Raw genomic sequence first — 21,295 nt, 5'->3', positions numbered from 1 at the left:
TGCTCACTCCTAATGACCACTATTCGGCTGAATCGTTTCAGGATCACGATAAATCGCTTCAGCTTCATGTACAGTTGGTGTTGGACTTGCCAAGGCACGACGAATCACCCCAATGGCAGCGAACAACATCACAAATGCCACAATCATAAAGAAACCACATAACACGGCATTAATTTGATTGGACATGACAATGGTTTGCATTTCAGTCACTGTTTTTGCAGGTGCTAAAATTTCATTGCGTTGAATTGCAGCATTGAAACGATCTGCTTGCGCCAAGAAACCAATTTTGGGATTGTCGTGGAAAATCTTTTGCCAACCTGCGGTCATTGAAGTAATGAACAAGAAAACCGTTGGGATAATCGTCACCCAAACATATTTTTCTTTTTTCATTTTAAACAGAATCACTGTACCTAAAATGAGCGCCATCGCTGCCAAAATTTGGTTACCAATACCAAATAGAGGCCATAAGCTATTAATACCGCCTAAAGGATCGACCACGCCTTGATAGACGAAGAAGCCCCAACCAGCCACCGCAACTGCTGTGCCAAGCAAGTTACCAAAGAAGTTATGTGAGTTTTTCACTGCAGGAATAACAATACCTACAGTATCTTGCACCATAAAACGGCAAGCACGTGTGCCTGCATCTACTGCAGTTAAAATAAATAAGGCTTCAAATAAAATGGCAAAGTGATACCAGAATGCCATCATTGAGCGGTTATTAAAAATCTCGGTGATGATATGTGCCATACCAATTGCAAACGTTGGCGCACCACCCGTACGTGACAGAATCGAGCTTTCACCGACTTCTTTTGCCAAAATGGTTAAAGCCTCAGGAGTCACTACAAAGCCTAAATTTCGTACCGCTTCTGCTGCACTTTCCACCGTTGTACCTAAAACTGCAGTGGGTGCATTAATGGCAAAGTACACGCCTGGGTCTAGCACCGTGGCACAAATCATTGCCATGATTGCCACGAAAGACTCCATCAACATGCCGCCATAACCAATCATCCGAATGTCTTTTTCGTTATTGACTAGTTTTGGCGTCGTACCTGAAGACACTAAGGCGTGGAAACCTGAAATCGCACCGCAGGCAATGGTAATAAATAAGAATGGGAACAATGAACCCGCAAATACTGGCCCTGTACCATCAATAAAATGGGTCACCGCAGGCATCTTCATTTCAGGCATTGCAAACACAATCCCGACAGCCAAACCCGCAATAACACCAATTTTTAAGAACGTCGATAAATAATCACGTGGCGCCAATAACAACCACACTGGCAAAACTGAAGCAATAAAACCGTAGGCAATTAAACACCACGTTAATTCTGTGCCACTTAAAGTAAATAAAGGCCCCCAGAATGGATGCTGTGCAACATTTTCACCATAAATAATACCCATCATCATCAGGACAAAACCAATAATGGAAACCTCAGCAATTTTCCCCGGGCGAATAAAACGCATATAAATGCCCATGAAAATCGCAATTGGGATGGTGGCTGCAATACTAAATACGCCCCACGGACTATTGGTTAAAGCTTTCACGACAACCAAAGCGAGTACGGCAAGAATAATCACCATCACGCCCAGCGCACCCAGCATGACAATCACACCAGCAAATGAACCCAACTCTTGTTTTGCCATTTCTCCCAAAGAACGCCCATCACGACGTGTAGAAATAAACAAAACCAAAAAGTCTTGGACTGCACCTGCCAACACCACCCCGACTAAAAGCCAGATCGTGCCGGGTAAATAACCCATTTGTGCTGCAAGAATAGGCCCAACTAAAGGGCCTGCACCTGCAATCGCGGCAAAGTGGTGACCAAATAACACACTTTTATTGGTGGGCACATAATCTAAACCGTCAGCCAAACGATGTGCGGGCGTTAAGCGTCGCTCATTTAACTCAAATACTTTGGTGGCAATAAATAAACTGTAGAAGCGGTATGCAATGCTATAGACACAGACCGCAGCTAAAACTAACCAGACTGCATTGACGTGTTCGCCTCTACTGACTGCCAATATCCCAAAAGATACTGCACCCAATATAGCGACCAAAAGCCATATAATTTTTGAAGTCAGACCAGACTTCGGTTGAACTGTTTCCATGTCAATCTCTCTTCTTGTTACATTTTTTAAGTGTTACTTTTATTGTCGAGATGTAGCTTTATTTCCTAAATCCTTGGTTGATCCTGCTCCTTTTATTTTGATGTCTGCTGCCCTTACATCCATAGTGTGCGCTACCGTACACTTAAATGGAGCACCAACAGTTTCCTATACTTTTCACCTATTCTTTTACCACATAATCAAATCAACAAAAAAGGGGGATGACGCGAATCATCCCCCTCTTTTACTTATGATTTATCAATAAATCATTATGCGCGTTCTAGGTATTCACCTGTACGTGTATCTACACGAACGCTTTCTTCTTGCTGTACGAATAAAGGAACACGTACCACTGCACCTGTTTCTAATTTCGCTGGTTTACCGCCACCACCAGAAGTATCGCCACGTACACCCGGATCAGTTTCGACAATTTTTAATACCACGAAGTTTGGTGCGTTTACAGTTAAAGGCACACCGTTAAACAACATAATGGTACATTTTTCGTTTGAATCATCTTTTAACCATTTTGCAGCATCGCCCATTGCGGTTTTGTCAGCAGCAATTTGCTCAAAAGATACAGGATCCATGAAGTTCCACATTTCGCCATCGTTGTAGAGGTATTCCATTTCTACTTCTACAATGTCAGCTGCTTCTAGTGAATCACCAGACTTAAATGTTTTTTCTAAAACTTTACCAGAACGAAGGTTACGAAGTTTTACGCGGTTAAACGCTTGACCTTTACCTGGCTTTACATATTCATTTTCCATGATTGAACATGGGTTACCATCAAGCATAACCTTAAGGCCTGACTTGAAATCATTCGTAGAATAATAGGCCATGACTGGCACACTCCAAACTGACTAACTTAACTATTTATGTTACAAAGCAAATGACCAACGCAGCTTTGCGATGCTCGCCATCTTGCAACATCTTTTTTCATCGGACGTATTGTAAATGAGCAAGCCATAACGAAGCAATGAAAATCCACTACCGATCACCTCAAGATATCGGTAAAATCAGCTGTTTTGTAATGATTCTGATTCAAAGCGATTAATCATTCGCGGCATTCACGCTCAATGAACAAAGAATTCATCTACGCTAAATAGATGTGTACTTGGTTCCTTTCACCTCATATTTAAATCTTTTCTGGCATGATCAACTACCTGTACCAAGAACAAAACTGGCAATCTCAACTCAGTGACTTGATCACCGACCCACGCGAATTGTTAAATATTTTAGAGCTGTCTGAACAGCAGTTGCTGTCAGGTGCTTTACTGGCATCCAATCGGTTTAAATTGCGTATCCCGCGTGCATTTGTGGCCAAAATGCAAAAAGGCAATCCACTCGATCCTTTACTGTTACAGGTTCTGCCGCATCATTTAGAACTGGAAGATCATCCTGGATTTGTGACCGACCCTTTGGGTGAGGAACAAGCCAATCAACAACCTGGAGTCTTACACAAATATAAATCACGCTTTTTGCTGACCTTGACTGGTGCTTGCGCAGTACATTGTCGTTATTGTTTCCGCAGGCACTTTCCTTATCAGGAAAATCTGCCAAAAACTGAAGACTGGGACAATATCCGTAATTACATTGAAAGTCAGCCCGATATTAATGAAGTGATTTTAAGTGGTGGCGACCCGCTCACTTTGTCAAATCGTAAATTAAATATCTGGATTGAGCGTTTAGCGTCTATTCCACAAATAAAATTTTTGAGAATTCATTCACGAGTTCCGATTGTTATTCCCAACCGTGTCGATGAATCGCTGATTTCCTTACTAAAAAATAGTAGGCTGCGTATTATTCTAGTGGTACACTCGAACCACGCATCAGAATTAGATGACTTTACCTGTTCGCAACTTGCCAAGTTAGTCGAACAAAATATCACCGTTCTGAATCAAGCAGTCTTATTAAATGGGGTCAATAATTCTGCTCAGGTCTTGGTCGATTTAAGCTATCGTCTTTTTGATGCGGGGGTGATGCCTTACTATTTACACGTGTTAGATAAAGTAAAAGGAGCGCATCATTTTGATTTAATGCCGCAAGACATTGATCACATCTATAAAGAGCTTTTAGCGAACTTACCCGGCTATTTAGTTCCTAAACTCGTTAGGGAAATTGCGGGCGAAAAAAACAAGACACCGCTTTTTGGGGTTTCAACTTATTGAGTTAAATAACAATCATGAATATGAATACTTCAGATCTTTTTCTAGTTCCCAGCGAACTAAAGCTGGAGCAATTGAGTTTTTGTCAAAATACGGTTAAAAGCATTCAGGCATGGGCAGCGGATTTATCCATTTTACAATTGGGTGATTCTTCCCAAGCTCTATTTAATGCACTTTTAGAAATTTCAGAACTGAAATGTCAGGAAACATTACGTTTTGACTTAATTCAAGCTATTCATCCGACACTTGAAAATGTGCTTACCAGTCTGGAAAAGCATTTTTTCAACCAGGCTTTGATTAGTAATGACCGCAACGATCATATTATTGAACTCGCGCTGTTATTACGCAGTCATTTCGCCAAAGTCTATATTAATATTTCCCGACGTAGCCACCAACAACTCACCCAACAAAAATTTTCTTTATTTGCCTTTAATTTAAAAAAGAACTTACAAACTGCACGAGTTCTATCTAGCTATTATGCTTTACAACAATTAGCTCTACTGCGCTATCAACAACACATGCTTTATAGCCACGCCTTGCCAAATCAGTGGTTAATTGCACACCAACTTTTAGATACAGCCATTCAACAACATTATTATTTAAATAATATTAATCAGTTACAAGGCACACAACATCAACTGATTAATATTGCTCAAGCCTATGCACAGCTGATTTTATTGGAAATTTTCAATACCCATCAAATTCGACCTGCAGAAATTCAAGGCTTATATCTCTGCAGCTTTGATTGGGCAAAACTGATTCAAGTTTTACCCAAAGAAACGACGCTTTCACGTTATGTGGTCGATGCAAGCAAAGATCATCCACCTATTTACAATACGCACCAAAGCCAAGGTTTTCATGCCAATATTTTTATTGCAACTCAACCCCTACTCGATCATTTAAATGAAGCTCAAGGTCGTAAAGGTGAACATTTATCACGCAATGAAAAGCTATTCTTAACCCCTGCTTTGCATTTCCATTTGCACAATATTTTGACCAATACAGCAGAACGTGTGCATGAGCGTTATGAATATTCGGCACGGATTAAAATTTGCTTTGGTTTGACTGTGGCACATTTTTATCTGTCTAATGGCAAAAACTTCAATGAAACGCTGGCTTTGGGCGATAACTACCAATTCCAGAATGAAAGCCAGTTTATCAATGCCATGCATACCAACTCTACGGTAGATATTAGCGCTGTTAAAACCTTAGACCGTGAAGCCAAACAAATTTACAATGCCGATGTTTTAGATATTAGTGTCAATGGCTATCGTATTAAATGGACGGGTGAAACACCGAAAAACCTTAAAACAGGTGAATTTATTCTGGTTCAGGAAAATAGCCAAAGTCCGTGGCGTGGTGGTGTCATTCGCTGGATTAAACAATCTGCTGAAAAAAGCTTAGAACTTGGCTTGGAAATTTTAACCCAAGATATTTACCCTTGTGCTGTTTTTGTTAAAACAGATCGGCATACAGGACATTATCATCCAGCATTATTGGTACAAAGTACGCAGGTCAATGAAGTCAATACCTCATTGATTTTGCCAAGTCTGCAATTATTACGTGACAAACAAACCGTACAGCTACGTTTAGGTGAAGAAGAACTAAAAGTGTTCTTAATTAAGCCGTTATTGATTACCCAAAGCTTTATGCGCTTTGATTTTGAGTTGTTGAATGACCAACAACAGCCTTTACTTGATGGTTTTATTCAGAAACAAGTGAATGAAGTTAAAAATCACGATTTATGGGAAGCATTAAAGTGAGAAATCCATTATTGTCTAAAAAGCTCAAACGTACCGAAACACGTTTACTCATAATCGATGACAACCAAATACGTTTTAATCAAATTTGTGAACAACTCACTGCAAATGAGCACCGTGTTCAGGCTTATCTATTAGATGACATTAAAAACTTTGAAAAACAATTACATTTAACTTGGGATTTGGTGATCTTTGGTCGTGCTTATGACCTAAAAGTCGATCAGGCACTCACTTTAATTCGTGCATCACAGCAACCAAATTTACCGCTACTTTTGCTCAAACCAGACGATTACGATGCCACGCAATACACCAGTTATGTGCGCAAAGGCATCTATGACATTATCAATTTAGATTACCCCGAACGCTTCTATTTTGGCTTAATTCGCGCACTGTCTTTTAGTCGCTTACAGCAGTCACAAGAACAACTTATGACTGAACTGGAAAATGCACAATCACAAGCTCAGGCGTTGGTCGAAGACAGTAGCAAAGCAGTAGCCATTATTCAGGAAGGAATTCATGCACAAGCCAATGCTGAATATTTACAGCTATTTGGTTTAAAAAGTGAAGATGACCTTATTGGCTTGCCATTATTGGATTTATTGCAACCGCAAGATATTACAGATTTTAAATTCCGCTTTAAGAAAGTCAGTCAAGGACAATTTGAACACGGCCGTTTTGATATTCATAGCCAAAACCCGCTTCTGGCAAAACAAAACCCGCTCAAAATTGAATTTGTTGGAGCAGCTGACGACGCCATACAAATCACCATAGATATTGAAAATACGGCGCAAAATACTGTCCCTGCTCAAACGACAGCAGACAAAGCAGCGGCAAAACCAAGCACATACCAATTGGTAAATCGCACTTTAGCCAAACAGCCATCTAATGCCAATGCTTTGGTGGTGTTTTCTTTGGCGAACTGTCCTGAATCAATTTTCCAAGCCGATTGGCAAACCACAAAAAATTACTTTACCAACATTCAAAATTTTTTAAAAGAACAGACCAATGTACCATTATTTAATGTGAGTAATGGTTTAGTGGTTGGTTTGTTCCAAGCAGAATCGCCTGCAATTTTAGAATCGAAACTGATTGGCTTAAATTCACTCACGAAACCGCAATTACTTACGGTAGATCAACATACTTACCCACTTAATTTGCGTATTGGTTATGTGCCATTCACTCCAGACATTCAAAATGAAAGCAGTTTTGAGCAACTGATTAGCCAAGGTTTTGCCAACGCATTACCACAACAGCAAGAACAACATAACTCAGGTTTAACCTTAGACTTGTCCTTTGGTGAATCTAACTTAAATGTAATTGAATCTGCTGCAGCTGTACCACAATCGTATAGTGAATCTGCGATTATTGCAGCGATACGTCAAAGTCTTGATCGTGGTGAAATTCATCTGAAGTATCAACAACTTTATGATAAGCAAGACACCAATTTATATACCTATGAAGTAACTAGTGGCTTTATTTTCAATAGTGAATGGAAATCACTGACAGGCTTAATAGATTTGGCTGAAGACCCAGAATTATCCATTAAACTGGATCGTTGGATTTTGGTCGAAGCCTGTAAACAATTGCACAACTTCATTACCCAATATCCTGAAGCAAAGCTGATTATCAATTTAAACAAATTTGTTTTATTACAAGACCGCAGCTTCCCTGAGTTTGTGTCTAAACTGATAACGATTATTGGTAGCCGCCTCAGCCATCCATTAATTTTACAATTCTCTGAAGAAGACATCAGCCAAAACTTAGGTGATGCGCAGAAACAAATCAGTTTATTACGTCAGCACGGCGCTGAAATTTCTCTGCGTGATTTTGGTCATTCGATTTATAGTGAATCTATCTTGAAACAAGTCGATATTCACTACTTGACCTTGCACAGTGCACTGACTGAAAAACTGGCTGCTGATGACTCGACGCAAGAATTACAGGAACAATTGAGCATTTATAGTGAAATTAAACCTGTAGAAGTGTTATTGCGTGACTTAAATGATATGAACCTGTTTGCGAATGCGTGGAATGTCGATGCGCGCTTTATTCAGGGTGATTATTTCCAGAAAAAACTCGATCATTTAATTGATGTGCAAGACCAATAAGGTCTTGTGCATTAGGGTCTATTTGTAGACCCTAAAATTTAAGGCACAAAAAAACGGGCAATTGCCCGTTTTTTTCGTACTGGATATTAACGTTTGATAGAACGTGACATACCAGCAAAACGTTGTTTGAACTTGTCGATACGACCGCCAGTGTCAACGTTCTTTTGCTTACCAGTGTAGAACGGGTGGCATGCAGAACATACGTCAAGATAAAGAGTTTCTTTACCAACTGCTGAACGAGTTTCGATTACGTTACCGCAAGAACAAGTTGCAACTAATTTTTCATATTTTGGGTGAATATCGGCGCGCATCGTCGATTACTCCTAAGATTTAAGAAGGCTTAAGCTGTCATCGCAATTGGTCACTCTCATTAAAAAAATGAGGACATGCTTTAAAAGCAGACCAACACCACAACAGACCATTCTTTTGGCCCACCGAGACGGATACCGTCAGAGCTAAGCACAACAAGTTGGGCAATATTATACGGAATAAAATATTTTAAAGCTAATTATTCTTAGGAATTTAATTCCTGAGGTTCAGTCGAATCGGGCTGCTTTTCGAGATAATTGGCTATCACACCGCACACCATCAACTGAATTTGATGGAAAATCATGATCGGTAAAACAATCATCCCCAACGGCTGCCCAATAAATAAAATTTGCGCCATCGGTACACCACTGGCTAAGGTTTTTTTGGAGCTACAAAAAAATGCGGCAATTTGGTCTTCACGTGCAAAACCCAACCATTGCGGCATAACCCACGCCAACCACATCACAAGGGTCAATAACACGGAACAAGCAATAATCAACAGCAATAAAGTCATACCACTAACTTGATGCCACAATCCTGCTACCACTGCCCCACTAAATGCACCATAAACCACCATCAAAATCGAACCCTGATCAAATACCTTGACCAGCTTTGGTAATTTCAACATCTGAGGAAAAACATAAGGACGTAATAACTGCCCCAAAATAAATGGCACCAATAACAATAAAGTAATTTGAATAATCGAATTTGTCGGGTCAAAACCGTGTTCAGACTGCCCTAAAATAAAGATGCCTACTAAAACTGGGGTAATAAACATCCCAATTAAATTAGAGAATGACGCACTGCAGACTGCGCTGGCAACATTGCCTTTTGCCACTGACGTAAAGGCAATTGAAGATTGCACGGTTGAAGGCAAAAAGCACATGAACAAAAAGCCCCAATACAGCTCCTGCCCGAGCATTGGCACTAGAATTGGCTTTGCCAGCAAACCTAAAATTGGGAATAACGCAAAGGTAAAAGTAAATACCAACGCATGCAATTTCCAATGCATCATGCCCTGAATGACAGCTTCACGTGATAATTTCGCCCCATGCAAAAAGAATAAGATTGCAATGGCAACTGTCGTAATCACACTAAAAACTTCGGCTGCTTGCCCTGACACAGGCACGACACTGGCGAGGATGACCATCACAAACAAAAGAATGGTAAAGCGATCCAATGCCAATAACTTCAACATAAACACATCCTGTATATTCTTTTACTGTTGCAAAAAAGCCCAGCAATTTTTACCTTTCGATAAAGGTATATTACTGAGCAATATTCAAAAAGCGAGCATTTTCAGGCGATGCTCAATATTTTCAAAATGAATACTGAACAACATTCAGTTTATTGCGCCATAAAGGTTTGGTTTTTACTGCTTCACTGATGAAGACTTAGTTATTACGTGCGTTCTGATCTTGCTGAATCAATTCAACTTTATAACCATCTGGGTCTTCAACAAAAGCAATGACAGTTACACCACCTTTCATTGGCCCTGCTTCACGTACCACATTGCCGCCACGCGCCTTAATTTCTTCACATGCTTTGTAGGCATCGTCTACCGCAATTGCGATATGACCATAGCCATTGCCCAAGTCATAACTGTCTGTATCCCAGTTATGCGTCAACTCCAAAACGGTGTGATTTTCTTCATCGCCATAGCCTACAAAAGCAAGGGTAAAACGACCTTCTTCATAATCACGCTTACGCAGCAAAGTCATGCCTAAAACTTCTGTATAAAATTTTAATGATTGCTCTAAATTACCTACACGTAACATGGTATGCAGCATGCGCATGTCATTCATCCTTTTGTTCAATCGGTTTTGCTTGTATGTGTTGATGGTCACGTAACAATTTCGCCACCCACACCACTAAAATTAAAATAGGGATTCCAATTAATGTGGTCATGAGGAAAAAGTTTGGATAACCAATATTGGTCACTATAGTACCTGAATAACCACCTAAAATCTTAGGAGTCAAGGTCATGAGTGAGCTAAAAATTGCATATTGCACAGCAGTAAATGACACACTGGTTAAACTGGATAAAAATGCGATAAAAGCCGCGCCCGCTAAACCTGAAGCCAAGTTATCGACAATAATCGCAAAATATAACCATGCTGTGCTATATGGCTTAATCACCTTGCCCTGAATTTCAACCATATTGTTTGAAGATGATTGAACGATCGGCAAAGGTTGTATATCTACATCCAAAGCATTGGCTTCATGTGTGTTTAAATCGACCTGATAGGTTTGGCTGTGTTGTTGTACTGTTTGCTGTCTATTCAATAATACGGCTTGCAGTTGTTTACTTGGTGAGTCTGCCAAAAGCTGCCCTGCAATCGCTGCCGTAAACATTCCTTGTGCATCTAGTTTTGCATCAAAATTTTGACCATCTAGCTGCAGTACAATTTTTTGCTGTTCGGTTAAGGCAGGCCCTGCATATTGCCCACGTACGACAATACTGTTGCTGGCTTCATTTTCGCTAATACGATTATCCGAAGTCAGTGGTAAAAACTGGAGTTGTGCAGTTTCAATCTCAGTTTGGTGCAAATACGGCATCGACACTAAACGTGACGGCGTATCGCCCGTTTGGTATTGCGCACGTACCTGAATTTCATCCTGTGTTGCTAAAACCTGACTAGGCACAGCCACTTTCCAATATCCAACTTCATCGGCCTGGGTTTGATATTGTTGCTGCCCCACAGAAACTTGCACATCGCTCAGTTGCTGTCCTGACTTCACCAGACCAATAAAAATAAGATTGGTGGATGATGCCAACACCGCGCCAACAAACATTAATTTCATAATGTTCATACGCTGTGCCAGTAAACCGCCCAAGAAGCCACCCACTAAACTGAAAATGACCCCATAAACCTTAACCGCTTCGGCAATTTGTTCTTTGCTAAAGTTCAAATCCTGATAGAACACATTGGAAATTACACCTGCAATAATGTCTGAAACTCGATAAAAACCAATCAAGAGTAATAACACCAGTGCCAGTTTCATGCCGTAGCGTTTAAAGAAATCTGCAACAGGATGCACCCATGTTTCAAATGCCATCTGTTTATTGACTGCGCCCAATTTGACCAAAATTGTGCCCATGCTTACAGCAGCCGCACCCGATGCAATAAAACGTAAAGCTTCTATAGAAAATAATAAAAATGCATCTTTGAGTTGGAATTGTTGTTTTAAGGCTTCGGTAAAATTACCCGAAAAGACGTAGCACAATACAAAACTGAATACCGCAACAAAAAACACCGTAACCAGACGAAAATAGTCGCGTCGTTGATAATGCTTGCTGACCCGATTCACTTGCGGCTCACGAATCACCAAAGTCGTGATAATGCCAATCAGCATCACCGCAGCCATCGCCAAATAGGTAATTTTCCATGCACTATAAATATAGTTGCCTTTGGCTGTACCTAACGAGGCTGCCAAAAATAAAGCACCTGCCCCTGCGACAATCATCCCAATGCGATAGCCCGCGTTATAGGTCGATGCCAACACGGTTTGCATTTGAGTTTCAGCCAGTTCGATACGGTAAGCATCAATCACAATATCTTGCGTGGCTGCAGAAAAGCCTAGTAATACTGCACCCAATGCCATTTGATATAAATGTGCCTGCCCCAAAGCTGGGTCAGAAAATGCCATGACTGCAATTGCACAGACTATTAAACATTGAGCAATGAGCAGCCATGCCCGACGTCGCCCTAGTTTTTTGGTTAAATAGGGTACGGGTAATTCATCAATTAATGGTGCCCAGACAAATTTAAAGGAATAACCCAAGGCAGCCCAACTAAAGAAAGTGACCGCACTTTTGTCAATGCCTGCTTCGCCCAACCACAAAGATAGACTGGAAAAAATCAGTAAAATTGGAATACCTGCAGAGAAGCCCAAAAACAGCATAATCAGCGCACGACGGTCTAAAAATGCCGTAAATGCAGCTTTCCACCCTGTATTTTGTGCTGAAGTTTGCCCAGTCTGTTGTGTGGTCATTCGATTATTATTTTCTATCAAGTCAAATTGTTGTTATTCAATCGCGGAATAGCTTCTGTTTCAACAGTATTTATGAAATTATCCACAACAGCCTTGTCATTTTGTAGTAAAAATTACGGCTTAGCTTGAATTTTCCGCTTAAACCTGTATACCTTTAAACTTCTAACTGCAATATTTCGTTTTGGATTTCTACAGTGACCCAAAGACTTGATCAAATCACCCCATCAATGACAACCAACACAACAACAGCAGCGCAAGATGAACAACAACCGCTTCTCAGCTCTGCCTTTGAACAAAGCGAAATACAAACGACTTTAGAAAATACACGACTCAAAGCAACACAACTAACCCATATTCCAAATTACGATAACATTCCCGCTTCGACCCGACGCATTAAACCGCTGAATAATTTTTTAGGACAAGATCGGGCACGCGCTTCGGTGGAAGCAGGTATTTCCCTGCCATATTCTGGCTACAATATTTTTGCAGTGGGTACGGCGGGATTGGGCAAACGTACCATGGTCAAGCGTTTGCTGCAGCAACATGCCAAGAGCATGCCCACACCGAATGACTGGGTTTATGTCAATAATTTCAAACACCCGCGCCAACCGATTGCCTTGCAACTGCCTGCAGGTCAAGCGCCTAAATTTCAAAGTTTGTTACATCAAACTTGGCAAACTATTTTAAAGCAACTCGAACGTCGCTTTACCGCAGAAACCTATCACAACCGCATTGAAATGATTCGTCAGCAAGCGGGTGATGAACAGCAACAAGCCTTAATTGAGCTGACCAGTGAAGGTGAAGAACTCGATTTAAAACTGATTGCGCAGGAAGATGAACATTGCTTTGTACCCGTGCATCTGAAAAATGACAAAATGCAGGAAATGTCTAAGGAAGATATTAACGCCTTGGACAGCAAAACCCGTGCAGAAATTGCGTCCAATATTCGTTATATGAATAAAAAACTGGAGCGTTTGGGTTTGCATTTAGGCGATTTAGAAGATGACGCACGTGACAAAGTACAAGACCTGAACCGTGATATTGCCAAACAAGTGGTAATGCCACGCATTGATATTATTCAAAATAAATATCCTAGTGTCGAAGGTTTGACTGAATATTTACAATACTATGCCGAAGATATTATTAATAATGTCGAGTTTGTTTTAGAACAGGAAGAAGATGATTTCCGTCCTGGCACCTTTAGCCGTATTCCTGCGCGCTACCAAGCCAATATTATTGTGACGCACAAACCCAACAGCGGTGTACCTGTTATTTTTGAAGATTTTCCAACCCATTACAATTTATTGGGGCATGTAGAACAACTCACGCAAAACGGCACCATTACCACTGACTTCACCTTAATTCGTGCAGGTAGCTTACATAAAGCCAATGGCGGCTTTTTGATGCTCGAAGCAGAGCAGTTACTGGAACAGCCTTATGCATGGCAAGGACTGAAACGCGCTTTAAAATCGGGGCAATTGAAACTTTCATCTTTGGAACACATGCTAACTTTAACAGGCAGCATTTCAATTGAACCACAAGCCATTCCACTAAATATTAAAGTGATTTTACTGGCAGAGCCTGAAATTTATTATGAAATTTTAGAGCTAGAACCCGAACTTGGCAGCGTGTTTAAAATCCGTGCCGACTTTACCGATACATTACAACGTAATGACGAAAACGAGCAGGCATATATGCAGCTGATTGCCGACTATGTGCAATCTGACAAATTATTACCATTTGACCGTTCTGCTTTGGCAGCTTTACTTACTGACTCAAGCCGTCAAGCTGAAGATCAAAGCTCACTCTCCTTACATGCCCTCACCTTGGGGGATTTAATTCGTGAATCGCATCACCATGCGGCACAGGCGGGCGATAAAACGGTTTCCGAACAGCATATCAATACCGCACTGGATCATCGCAAATATCGCTTAGGCTATTTAAGAGAACTGTACTGGCAAGATTTATCACGCGGTACGCAGTTAATAGAAACTCGCGGACATCGTTTAGGGCAAATTAATGCCCTGTCGGTCATTCACTATGCCGATGTCGAGTTTGGCTTACCTTCGCGCTTAACCGCCTCAGTCTATCAAGGCGGCGGCGATATTTTAGATATTGAACGCAGTGTTGAACTTGGCGGTTCTTTACATGCCAAAGGCGTGTTGTTGATGGCCAGTTTCCTCAAAGCACATTTTGGCCGTGAGCAAATTTTACATTTTTCTGCTGCCCTTGCCTTTGAGCAAAGTTATGGTCAGGTTGATGGTGACAGTGCAACAGTGGCAGAGCTTTCTGCTTTGATTTCTGCAATCAGCCAACTACCTATTGACCAATCTTGGGCCATTACAGGCTCCATGAACCAACTTGGTCAAGTACAGCCAATTGGTGGCGTGAATGCAAAAATTGAAGGTTTCTTTGATGCCTGCAAACTGCAAGGTTTAACTGGCAAGCAAGGCGTGATTATTCCACGTCAAAATATGCAGCACCTTATGTTGCGTAAAGATGTGATTGAAGCGGTAGAACAAGGTCAGTTCCACATTCACGCCATTGATACCATTGACCAAGCCTTAGAAATTTTAATGGCGCGTCCTGTGGGTAAACTCACTAAAAAAGGACGTTACAGTAAAGGTTCAATTTACGCTGCAGTGATGGAACAACTTGAGTATTGGCAAGCCATTGAAGATGGTGCTGAAATTGAAGAAGAGCCAAAGAAAAAGAAAAAGTCCAAGAAAGAAAAGGACAAAAAAGACCCAGAGAAAAAGGACAAAGCGCAAAAAGCCAAGAAAAAACAGAAATCGGCTGAACCATCTGATGCGGCAACTTCTGATGAAGTCACTGCTGAGTCGGCTGAAACTGCTGAACTTGCAACTGAAAGTACTACGGTAAACTAAGTGCAGTGATTCAAATCAGCTATTCAAGTGAATTCCAGATATATAAAAAGCGCCAAGGCGCTTTTTTTATATCAACTTTTTTGTATGGATGACTTTGGTCTAGTGTGACCCAAGTCCAATACTTTAAGCTTCAGGTGCTGGGCTGTATTGCTCAACTAAAGGCTTTAACTCACCTTTCTGGAACATATCCAACATAATATCGCTACCACCAATCAACTCACCGTTAATCCACAATTGTGGGAAAGTTGGCCAGTTCGCAATTTTTGGCAAAGTGGTACGAATATCCTGATTTTCTAAAATATTCACATAAGCAAAAGGACGACCAATTTGACTGAGTGCTTCTACTGCGCGCGCAGAAAAACCGCATTGTGGAAATTGTGGTGTGCCTTTCATGTAAAGAAGAACAGCATGTGTAGCAATTTGTTCACGAATTAACGCTTCGGTATCGCGTACTTGTTCAGTCATTGGTAAATCCTCAACTCATCTGTGTGGCATTATACCCAAAACCGAGCAAAACAGTACGTCTAAAGCAATAAATCCAATTTTATTTACAATTAGGCTTTTCATCTGCAGTAGATTTTGCTTATATAAGTTTTTCCCTCCAACCTAACAGATAAGAGTTAGTCATGAATAACATTACCCTTGCTCCTGTGCAAACTGATCAACCATCACATTTGATGCCTGTATTTGGCCGTCAGCCGATCAGCTTTGTCCGCGGTCGAGGTTCTTATCTTTATACTGAAGATGGCACAGAATATTTAGATGCACTTACAGGCATTGCCGTATGTGGTTTAGGTCACGCACACCCTGCAATTACCGAAGCCATTGCAGATCAGGCGGCTACCTTAATTCACACCAGTAACTTGTTTGAAGTGCCGTGGCAGACTGCTGCTGCACAAAAATTGGCGCAAGTTGCTGGCATGGAAGAAGTGTTTTTTTCAAACAGTGGCGCAGAGTCTAACGAAGGTGCAATTAAAATTGCACGTAAATTCGGTCATATGCAAGGCGTAGCCAATCCTAAAATTATTGTTGCAGATCACTCTTTCCACGGTCGTACTTTGGCTACCCTGTCTGCAACTGGCAATAAAAAAGTTCAGGAAGGTTTTGCACCTTTGGTTGAAGGCTTTATTCGTGTGCCTTTTGGTGATGTCGAAGCCATTGAAGAAGCTGCGATTCAGCATCCTGATATTGTGGCTATTTTAGTCGAGCCGATTCAGGGTGAAGGCGGTGTGAATACTGCACCACAAGGCTTTAGCTACCTAGAAGACATCCGCCGTATTTGTAATCAACACAACTGGCTGATGATGCTGGATGAAGTACAAACAGGAAATGGTCGTACAGGTAAATTCTTTGCTTATCAGCACACCAATATTGTGCCTGATGTATTGACTACAGCGAAAGGTTTGGGCAATGGCTTCCCAATTGGTGCAGTCATGACTCAAGGTCGTGGTGTGGGCGTTCTTACTGCTGGTAATCATGGCTCAACCTACAGTGGTACTGCGTTAGGTTCACGCGTGGTTTACACTGTTATTGACACCATCCAGAAAGAAAACTTGGTAGAAAATGCAGCAAAAATGGGTGGCTACATTGTGGAACAATTGCGTCAACAACTCGCAGACCAAAATGTAAGCGTGCGTGGTTTTGGCTTGATGATTGGTATTGAATTACCAAAACCATGTGCAGAGTTGGTCGATATTGCCCGCGATGAATACAAAATGATTATTAACGTAACTGCAGGTTCTGTAGTGCGTTTATTGCCAACATTAAATATTACTCAAGCCCAGGCAGATCAATTGATTGAACGCCTTGTAGCAATGATTAAAAAATTCTTGGCTTAAATAAATCCCTAACAAAAAGCCGCAGTTTGAACTGCGGCTTTTTGCTAACTAAATGGTCGATCAGTATATTATCAACATTCAATTAAGATGCTTCTTGAAACACTCGCCCACCCTGCAATTGAGAAAAATATTGTTTTAAGGCTTCCAAACAACGATGTACTTTCATCGGTTGTTGCTCATGTTTGGAAATGATTGCATACAAGGTAAATGCGGGTAATTTCCACTCAGGCAAAATTTCAACCAAACTGCCATTAAGCAAATCTTTTTGAATATCCAAATGCAAAATTCGCGCAAGCCCATGCCCTTGCATACACAAAGATTTAGACACCAACACATTATTGGTCGATAGACGCGAGCCCAACTCTACATCCACATTTTCAGCAGTGCTGATATGCTTAAAATTGAGTTGCTGAAAATTCTTCATAATGGTTAATGGAATTAACTCGTGATGTTTTAAATCTTCAGGACGTGAAATGGGCGCGGTTTGATTTAAATAACTAGGTGATGCGACTAAAACTTGGTCAATAAGTGCAATAGGAATCACATGCTGGTTTTGATCTTCAATTATTGGACTCATACGCAGCGCAATATCAATACGACCATCAATCAGGTCAATGTATTGATTGTCGGTTTCTAGATGTACAGACAAGCCACGATGGGCAGACAGCCAATGAGAAAGTGCGGGAATCACATGGTTCGCGGCTAATTCTGGAGTGGTGGCAATTCTTAAATCACCGACCAAATCATCTCTTAACTCATTAATGCGTATTTTACCACGCTCAGCAGCGGCGAGCATTTCTTGACAACTGTGGAAAAAAGCTTGTCCTGCTTCAGTCAAACTCAGTTTTCTAGTAGAACGATGCAGAAGCGTGACTTCCATATCTTGTTCTAGTGAACGGATTTGCTGACTGACGGCGCTGGTGGTGATCCCTAAATCACGTGCTGCACCGCTAAACGAGCTTTTTTCAACAACACAAGCAAATACACCCATTGCTCGAAGTTGATCTAACATAAATTCCCTCTGAAATTATAATCGTTGCCCTCATCTATCGATAAAAGCAACTTATTGTATTATACGGTGAAATTTATGCTTTGTATTCGTGATATTTAATTTATTGGTAAAACATTAGTTGGATTGATTGGCTTGCCATCTAGACGTACCTGAAACTCCAACATGGTACGTGTTGCACCAGAAGAACCCATTTCAGCAATCTTTTGACCCGCTGTGACATTTTGACCACTGCTCACATTCATCTTACTGTTATGTGCATAGGCGGTGATATAACCATCAATGTGCTTGATTAAAATCAAGTTCCCATATTCTTTTAATCCATCTGCAGCATAAACCACCTGCCCATCTGCTGCGGCATAAATTGGATCGCCCACATTGCCACCGTAACGAATTCCTTTGATATTACTTGCCAAATTAAACTGTGCAATCACAGCACCTTGTGATGGTTTCACCCAGCGCAATGTGCTGCTACGCACAGGTGTACTTGGTGTTGTTGAGCTAGTGGTCGTGGTTGTAGTCGATGTTACCGGTGCAGGTGTCACAGGTGTCGTTGGTAATGTGACTGTTTGACGTTGAATTGGTGCAGCCTGTGTTACAGGGCGAGTGCTTGTTGTACGTGGTGCATTGCCCGCTTTCAAACGAATCGACTGCCCGACATAAATACGATACGGCGGTGCAATATCATTCATTTCTGCAATGCTGAGATAGCTCAAACCATAACGTGCAGCGATACCACTTAAAGTATCACCCGAACGCACAGTATAAAAATTCGGCGCTGTTGCATAACGCGCAGAATTATTCACTTGAGGTTTAGAGGCACAACCACTCAACACGACGGTAGCCACAACAGCACTTGATAACACTAAGGTTTTCAACAATGCTGTTGGTGTGCTAAATAAACGATACTGAAACACCACAGGCATTCTTTCCTCTCTACAAATTCTAAATATTTTCTATTGCGCTAAGAGTAGCAAAAAAGTCCTTGTAATGAGGCTTACAAGCTACTTTTTCACAAAGTTATAACATTAGTTAGCCAATTTGGGAAAATTGACTGTGCAATGATTGCAAAACGTCATAATTGGTGGCATCCATCTGAATTGGTGTCACGCTGACATAGCCATTTGCTACCGCAAAAAAATCAGACTCAATTTCAGTTAAGCCTTTTTTCGGTGCAGCCACTGCCTCGCCCGACAAACCAATCCAATACACTTGACGCCCTCGTGGATCGACCTGACTAGTAATTGGCTTAGATTGGGTACGCTGTCCTTGATAGGTAATTTTTGTGCCCTGCAACACTGGCACATCTGGAATATTCACATTAAAAATATGTCGTGCAGGTAAACTTGGTAAACCTTGAGCAATAAAGTCATGTACCCACTGCGCTGCCTGCATATAATCTTGCGGATGCTGATAAGCACGTACATTATGCCCTGCAAGTGATACCGCAATCGCAGGCTGTTTCATCAAACGTCCTTCAAATGCCGCACCGACTGTGCCTGAGTACAGTACATCATCCCCTAGATTTGCACCGCTGTTAATGCCGCTGACCACCAAATCAAATTCGAAATCGAACAATCCATTCATCGACAAATAGACACAGTCTGCAGGTGTACCATTCACTGCCCAGACATCTTCAGCAATTTGCACAGGACGTAATGGTCGGTCTAAAGTCAGCGCACTCGAAAAACCACTGCGTTCACTTTCGGGTGCAACAATCACCACGCGACCCAAAGGTTTTAAGGCTTTCGCCAAAGCTTGGATACCAGGTGCAAACACGCCATCATCATTGGCTATCAAAATATTCACAGAAAAATCTCAGATAAAACAAATATAAAGGTTATATACTAAAATATAGCAACGTCGGTTCAATCTTAAACTTGTTTGTGCCTGATTCATGCCTAAGCACATTTAATAAGCACACGACAACAAAATGACTGATCAGCACATTTCATTGAAATATACAAAAGATTATATATATTTAGCGCTTAACATCCATCCAAAAATATATGTGATTCTCATGATTTTAGCTTTGTCATTTCGTCGTTTATTGGGTCTAGGTTTTGCTGCTGTATTAACGCAGTCTGTAATTGCAGAAGATTTGACTGCAGCAGAAGCCAATACGATTGTGAAAGAAGATGTTGCAGCGGCACAAGTCATGACTGAAATGTGCCCTGCACTGATTGGAAAAAATGCAAAATTAGATGCCAATATTCAAGCACTGATTCAAACTTATCTACAAGATTATTCAGAATCGAACATGACGCTTGCCAAACTACAAGCCGACGCAGAATATCAATCCGTTTTAGCTGAAGCGCGTGAAGCAGCAAAAGATACAGCCAAAGAAGAGCAAAAAGTAGTGTGTCAGGAAGCTTTAGAATTAGCACTTTAAATCACATGATTTAAATACTATTTTGAGCCTGTAAATAATTTTGCATACTCACCCTTTAAGGCAAACTTTCAAAGTTTGCCTTAAATTTTATGCTTAGTTTTTATATCTGGTATTTTTCCACTATTATTTTACGCTTTATATCAAGCCACTGATTTTCAAATTTCAGACTTTAATCTTCACTTTTTATACATGATTTGCGCTCAGATCACACAGCTTTAATACATTTTCACTCTTTCAATTCGCAAATAAATGATTCATCTTATAAGCACTTAAATGAATCGGTAGATTCAGTTCAAACAATATTTAAGGTACTTGATATGCAATTTTCTGGCTTAAAAAATTCACGTGCAGTTCATTTTTTTGGCGCAGTTGCGCTCAGTTTGGGTTTAAGTCAAGCCGCAATTGCGCAAGAAGAAAATATTGAAGTGACGCCATTACAACAAGTGACTCAGCAAGAATTAGCCGCTATTTATGTGTTATCTGAAGTTTGCCCTTCACTAGTCAAAGAACAAGATCAATTTCATCAGGGTTATACAAAACTTGCCCAAGAATATATGCCTAAAGAAAAAGACGCTGTTACTGCCTTAAGTAAACTCAGCAAACAAAAAAGCTTCCAGCCAATTTTAAAAGAAGCCCGTGCCGATGCCAAAGCTGCTGGAACAGCCAAAAACCAAGCAATTTGCCAAGAATTGACAGCATATAGCAGATAATACAATTTGGTTAC

At 40.9% G+C, this 21,295-nt stretch carries 17 protein-coding genes; 7 read left to right on the top strand and 10 right to left on the bottom strand.

The genetic code is table 11. The annotated features are described in order from the left end of the window. Positions 1 to 9: 9 nt before the first annotated feature. Both FTV28_RS02025 and efp read right to left on the bottom strand, forming a co-directional pair. On the bottom strand, positions 10 to 2,109 hold the full coding sequence (locus FTV28_RS02025) for a carbon starvation CstA family protein (RefSeq protein WP_004971612.1): 2,100 nt from the start codon (positions 2,107 to 2,109) through the stop codon (positions 10 to 12). A gap of 266 nt (positions 2,110 to 2,375) precedes the next feature. Then, on the bottom strand, positions 2,376 to 2,945 hold the full coding sequence (gene efp / locus FTV28_RS02020) for an elongation factor P (RefSeq protein WP_004971615.1): 570 nt from the start codon (positions 2,943 to 2,945) through the stop codon (positions 2,376 to 2,378). 312 nt (positions 2,946 to 3,257) lie between these two features. On the opposite strand from efp, the gene epmB reads away from it, so the two are divergent. Genes epmB through FTV28_RS02005 form a run of 3 tightly spaced genes read left to right on the top strand, consistent with a single transcriptional unit; the run spans position 3,258 to position 8,139 of the window. Beyond that, complete coding sequence (gene epmB, locus FTV28_RS02015) at positions 3,258 to 4,274, top strand: EF-P beta-lysylation protein EpmB (protein ID WP_179989320.1); 1,017 nt, start codon at positions 3,258 to 3,260, stop codon at positions 4,272 to 4,274. A gap of 14 nt (positions 4,275 to 4,288) precedes the next feature. Further along, positions 4,289 to 6,034 (top strand): GTPase, encoded by a 1,746-nt coding sequence (locus FTV28_RS02010; RefSeq protein ID WP_096901069.1) that lies wholly within the window; start codon positions 4,289 to 4,291, stop codon positions 6,032 to 6,034. Next, positions 6,016 to 8,139, top strand: a complete 2,124-nt coding sequence (locus tag FTV28_RS02005; protein WP_179989319.1) for an EAL domain-containing protein — start codon at positions 6,016 to 6,018, stop codon at positions 8,137 to 8,139. Before FTV28_RS02010 ends, FTV28_RS02005 begins: the two co-directional genes overlap by 19 nt. A gap of 86 nt (positions 8,140 to 8,225) precedes the next feature. Here the strand turns inward: FTV28_RS02005 and rpmE are convergent, their stop codons facing one another. From rpmE to FTV28_RS01985, 4 genes are all read right to left on the bottom strand, one after another. Continuing rightward, complete coding sequence (gene rpmE, locus FTV28_RS02000) at positions 8,226 to 8,450, bottom strand: 50S ribosomal protein L31 (protein ID WP_004971624.1); 225 nt, start codon at positions 8,448 to 8,450, stop codon at positions 8,226 to 8,228. 203 nt (positions 8,451 to 8,653) lie between these two features. Continuing rightward, positions 8,654 to 9,652: a bile acid:sodium symporter family protein gene (locus tag FTV28_RS01995; RefSeq protein ID WP_179989318.1), complete on the bottom strand. Its 999-nt coding sequence runs from the start codon at positions 9,650 to 9,652 to the stop codon at positions 8,654 to 8,656. Between the two features lie 190 nt (positions 9,653 to 9,842). Then, positions 9,843 to 10,244 carry a lactoylglutathione lyase gene (gene gloA, locus FTV28_RS01990; RefSeq protein WP_004971627.1) on the bottom strand — a complete coding sequence of 134 codons (402 nt, stop codon included), beginning with the start codon at positions 10,242 to 10,244 and terminating at the stop codon, positions 9,843 to 9,845. A 1-nt stretch (position 10,245) separates the two neighbouring features. Then, positions 10,246 to 12,444 (bottom strand): MFS transporter, encoded by a 2,199-nt coding sequence (locus FTV28_RS01985; protein WP_179989317.1) that lies wholly within the window; start codon positions 12,442 to 12,444, stop codon positions 10,246 to 10,248. A gap of 227 nt (positions 12,445 to 12,671) precedes the next feature. Between FTV28_RS01985 and FTV28_RS01980 the strand changes: the two genes are divergently transcribed. Beyond that, positions 12,672 to 15,332 (top strand): Lon protease family protein, encoded by a 2,661-nt coding sequence (locus FTV28_RS01980; RefSeq protein WP_167538853.1) that lies wholly within the window; start codon positions 12,672 to 12,674, stop codon positions 15,330 to 15,332. A 123-nt stretch (positions 15,333 to 15,455) separates the two neighbouring features. Here the strand turns inward: FTV28_RS01980 and grxD are convergent, their stop codons facing one another. Further along, positions 15,456 to 15,797, bottom strand: a complete 342-nt coding sequence (gene grxD, locus FTV28_RS01975; RefSeq protein WP_179989316.1) for a Grx4 family monothiol glutaredoxin — start codon at positions 15,795 to 15,797, stop codon at positions 15,456 to 15,458. A gap of 161 nt (positions 15,798 to 15,958) precedes the next feature. Between grxD and FTV28_RS01970 the strand changes: the two genes are divergently transcribed. Then, positions 15,959 to 17,170: an aspartate aminotransferase family protein gene (locus tag FTV28_RS01970; protein ID WP_131261143.1), complete on the top strand. Its 1,212-nt coding sequence runs from the start codon at positions 15,959 to 15,961 to the stop codon at positions 17,168 to 17,170. 82 nt (positions 17,171 to 17,252) lie between these two features. On the opposite strand, the gene FTV28_RS01965 is transcribed toward FTV28_RS01970, so the two are convergent. The 3 genes from FTV28_RS01965 to surE all read right to left on the bottom strand — a co-directional run bounded on the left by FTV28_RS01965 (position 17,253) and on the right by surE (position 19,988). Next, positions 17,253 to 18,182, bottom strand: coding sequence for a LysR family transcriptional regulator (locus FTV28_RS01965; RefSeq protein WP_179989315.1), 930 nt, complete (start codon positions 18,180 to 18,182; stop codon positions 17,253 to 17,255). 95 nt (positions 18,183 to 18,277) lie between these two features. Next, positions 18,278 to 19,105: a peptidoglycan DD-metalloendopeptidase family protein gene (locus FTV28_RS01960; protein WP_096901076.1), complete on the bottom strand. Its 828-nt coding sequence runs from the start codon at positions 19,103 to 19,105 to the stop codon at positions 18,278 to 18,280. A gap of 106 nt (positions 19,106 to 19,211) precedes the next feature. Continuing rightward, positions 19,212 to 19,988 (bottom strand): 5'/3'-nucleotidase SurE, encoded by a 777-nt coding sequence (gene surE / locus FTV28_RS01955; protein ID WP_096901077.1) that lies wholly within the window; start codon positions 19,986 to 19,988, stop codon positions 19,212 to 19,214. A 211-nt stretch (positions 19,989 to 20,199) separates the two neighbouring features. Here surE and FTV28_RS01950 point away from each other — a divergent pair, with 211 nt between their 5' ends. Then, positions 20,200 to 20,571 carry an MCR_0457 family protein gene (locus FTV28_RS01950; RefSeq protein WP_026438310.1) on the top strand — a complete coding sequence of 124 codons (372 nt, stop codon included), beginning with the start codon at positions 20,200 to 20,202 and terminating at the stop codon, positions 20,569 to 20,571. 317 nt (positions 20,572 to 20,888) lie between these two features. Then, positions 20,889 to 21,281, top strand: coding sequence for an MCR_0457 family protein (locus FTV28_RS01945; RefSeq protein WP_004971644.1), 393 nt, complete (start codon positions 20,889 to 20,891; stop codon positions 21,279 to 21,281). The last annotated feature ends 14 nt before the right edge of the window (positions 21,282 to 21,295 follow it).

The organism is Acinetobacter sp. YH12252 (genome assembly GCF_013417365.1).
GTDB lineage: Bacteria > Pseudomonadota > Gammaproteobacteria > Pseudomonadales > Moraxellaceae > Acinetobacter > Acinetobacter towneri.
This window is presented reverse-complemented; position numbering and strand designations above follow the sequence as displayed.

What these genes read in the sequence shown, in the direction of transcription:
- FTV28_RS01970 (WP_131261143.1), top strand. Translation starts at nt 15,959, where the DNA reads ATGAATAACATTACCCTTGCTCCTGTGCAAACTGATCAACCATCACAT.
- FTV28_RS01965 (WP_179989315.1), bottom strand. Translation starts at nt 18,182, where the DNA reads ATGTTAGATCAACTTCGAGCAATGGGTGTATTTGCTTGTGTTGTTGAA.
- FTV28_RS01980 (WP_167538853.1), top strand. Translation starts at nt 12,672, where the DNA reads ATGACAACCAACACAACAACAGCAGCGCAAGATGAACAACAACCGCTT.
- gloA (WP_004971627.1), bottom strand. Translation starts at nt 10,244, where the DNA reads ATGCGCATGCTGCATACCATGTTACGTGTAGGTAATTTAGAGCAATCA.
- efp (WP_004971615.1), bottom strand. Translation starts at nt 2,945, where the DNA reads ATGGCCTATTATTCTACGAATGATTTCAAGTCAGGCCTTAAGGTTATG.
- FTV28_RS01945 (WP_004971644.1), top strand. Translation starts at nt 20,889, where the DNA reads ATGCAATTTTCTGGCTTAAAAAATTCACGTGCAGTTCATTTTTTTGGC.
- rpmE (WP_004971624.1), bottom strand. Translation starts at nt 8,450, where the DNA reads ATGCGCGCCGATATTCACCCAAAATATGAAAAATTAGTTGCAACTTGT.
- FTV28_RS01985 (WP_179989317.1), bottom strand. Translation starts at nt 12,444, where the DNA reads ATGACCACACAACAGACTGGGCAAACTTCAGCACAAAATACAGGGTGG.
- FTV28_RS02005 (WP_179989319.1), top strand. Translation starts at nt 6,016, where the DNA reads ATGGGAAGCATTAAAGTGAGAAATCCATTATTGTCTAAAAAGCTCAAA.
- FTV28_RS01960 (WP_096901076.1), bottom strand. Translation starts at nt 19,105, where the DNA reads ATGCCTGTGGTGTTTCAGTATCGTTTATTTAGCACACCAACAGCATTG.
- epmB (WP_179989320.1), top strand. Translation starts at nt 3,258, where the DNA reads ATGATCAACTACCTGTACCAAGAACAAAACTGGCAATCTCAACTCAGT.
- FTV28_RS02025 (WP_004971612.1), bottom strand. Translation starts at nt 2,109, where the DNA reads ATGGAAACAGTTCAACCGAAGTCTGGTCTGACTTCAAAAATTATATGG.
- grxD (WP_179989316.1), bottom strand. Translation starts at nt 15,797, where the DNA reads ATGACTGAACAAGTACGCGATACCGAAGCGTTAATTCGTGAACAAATT.
- FTV28_RS02010 (WP_096901069.1), top strand. Translation starts at nt 4,289, where the DNA reads ATGAATATGAATACTTCAGATCTTTTTCTAGTTCCCAGCGAACTAAAG.
- FTV28_RS01950 (WP_026438310.1), top strand. Translation starts at nt 20,200, where the DNA reads ATGATTTTAGCTTTGTCATTTCGTCGTTTATTGGGTCTAGGTTTTGCT.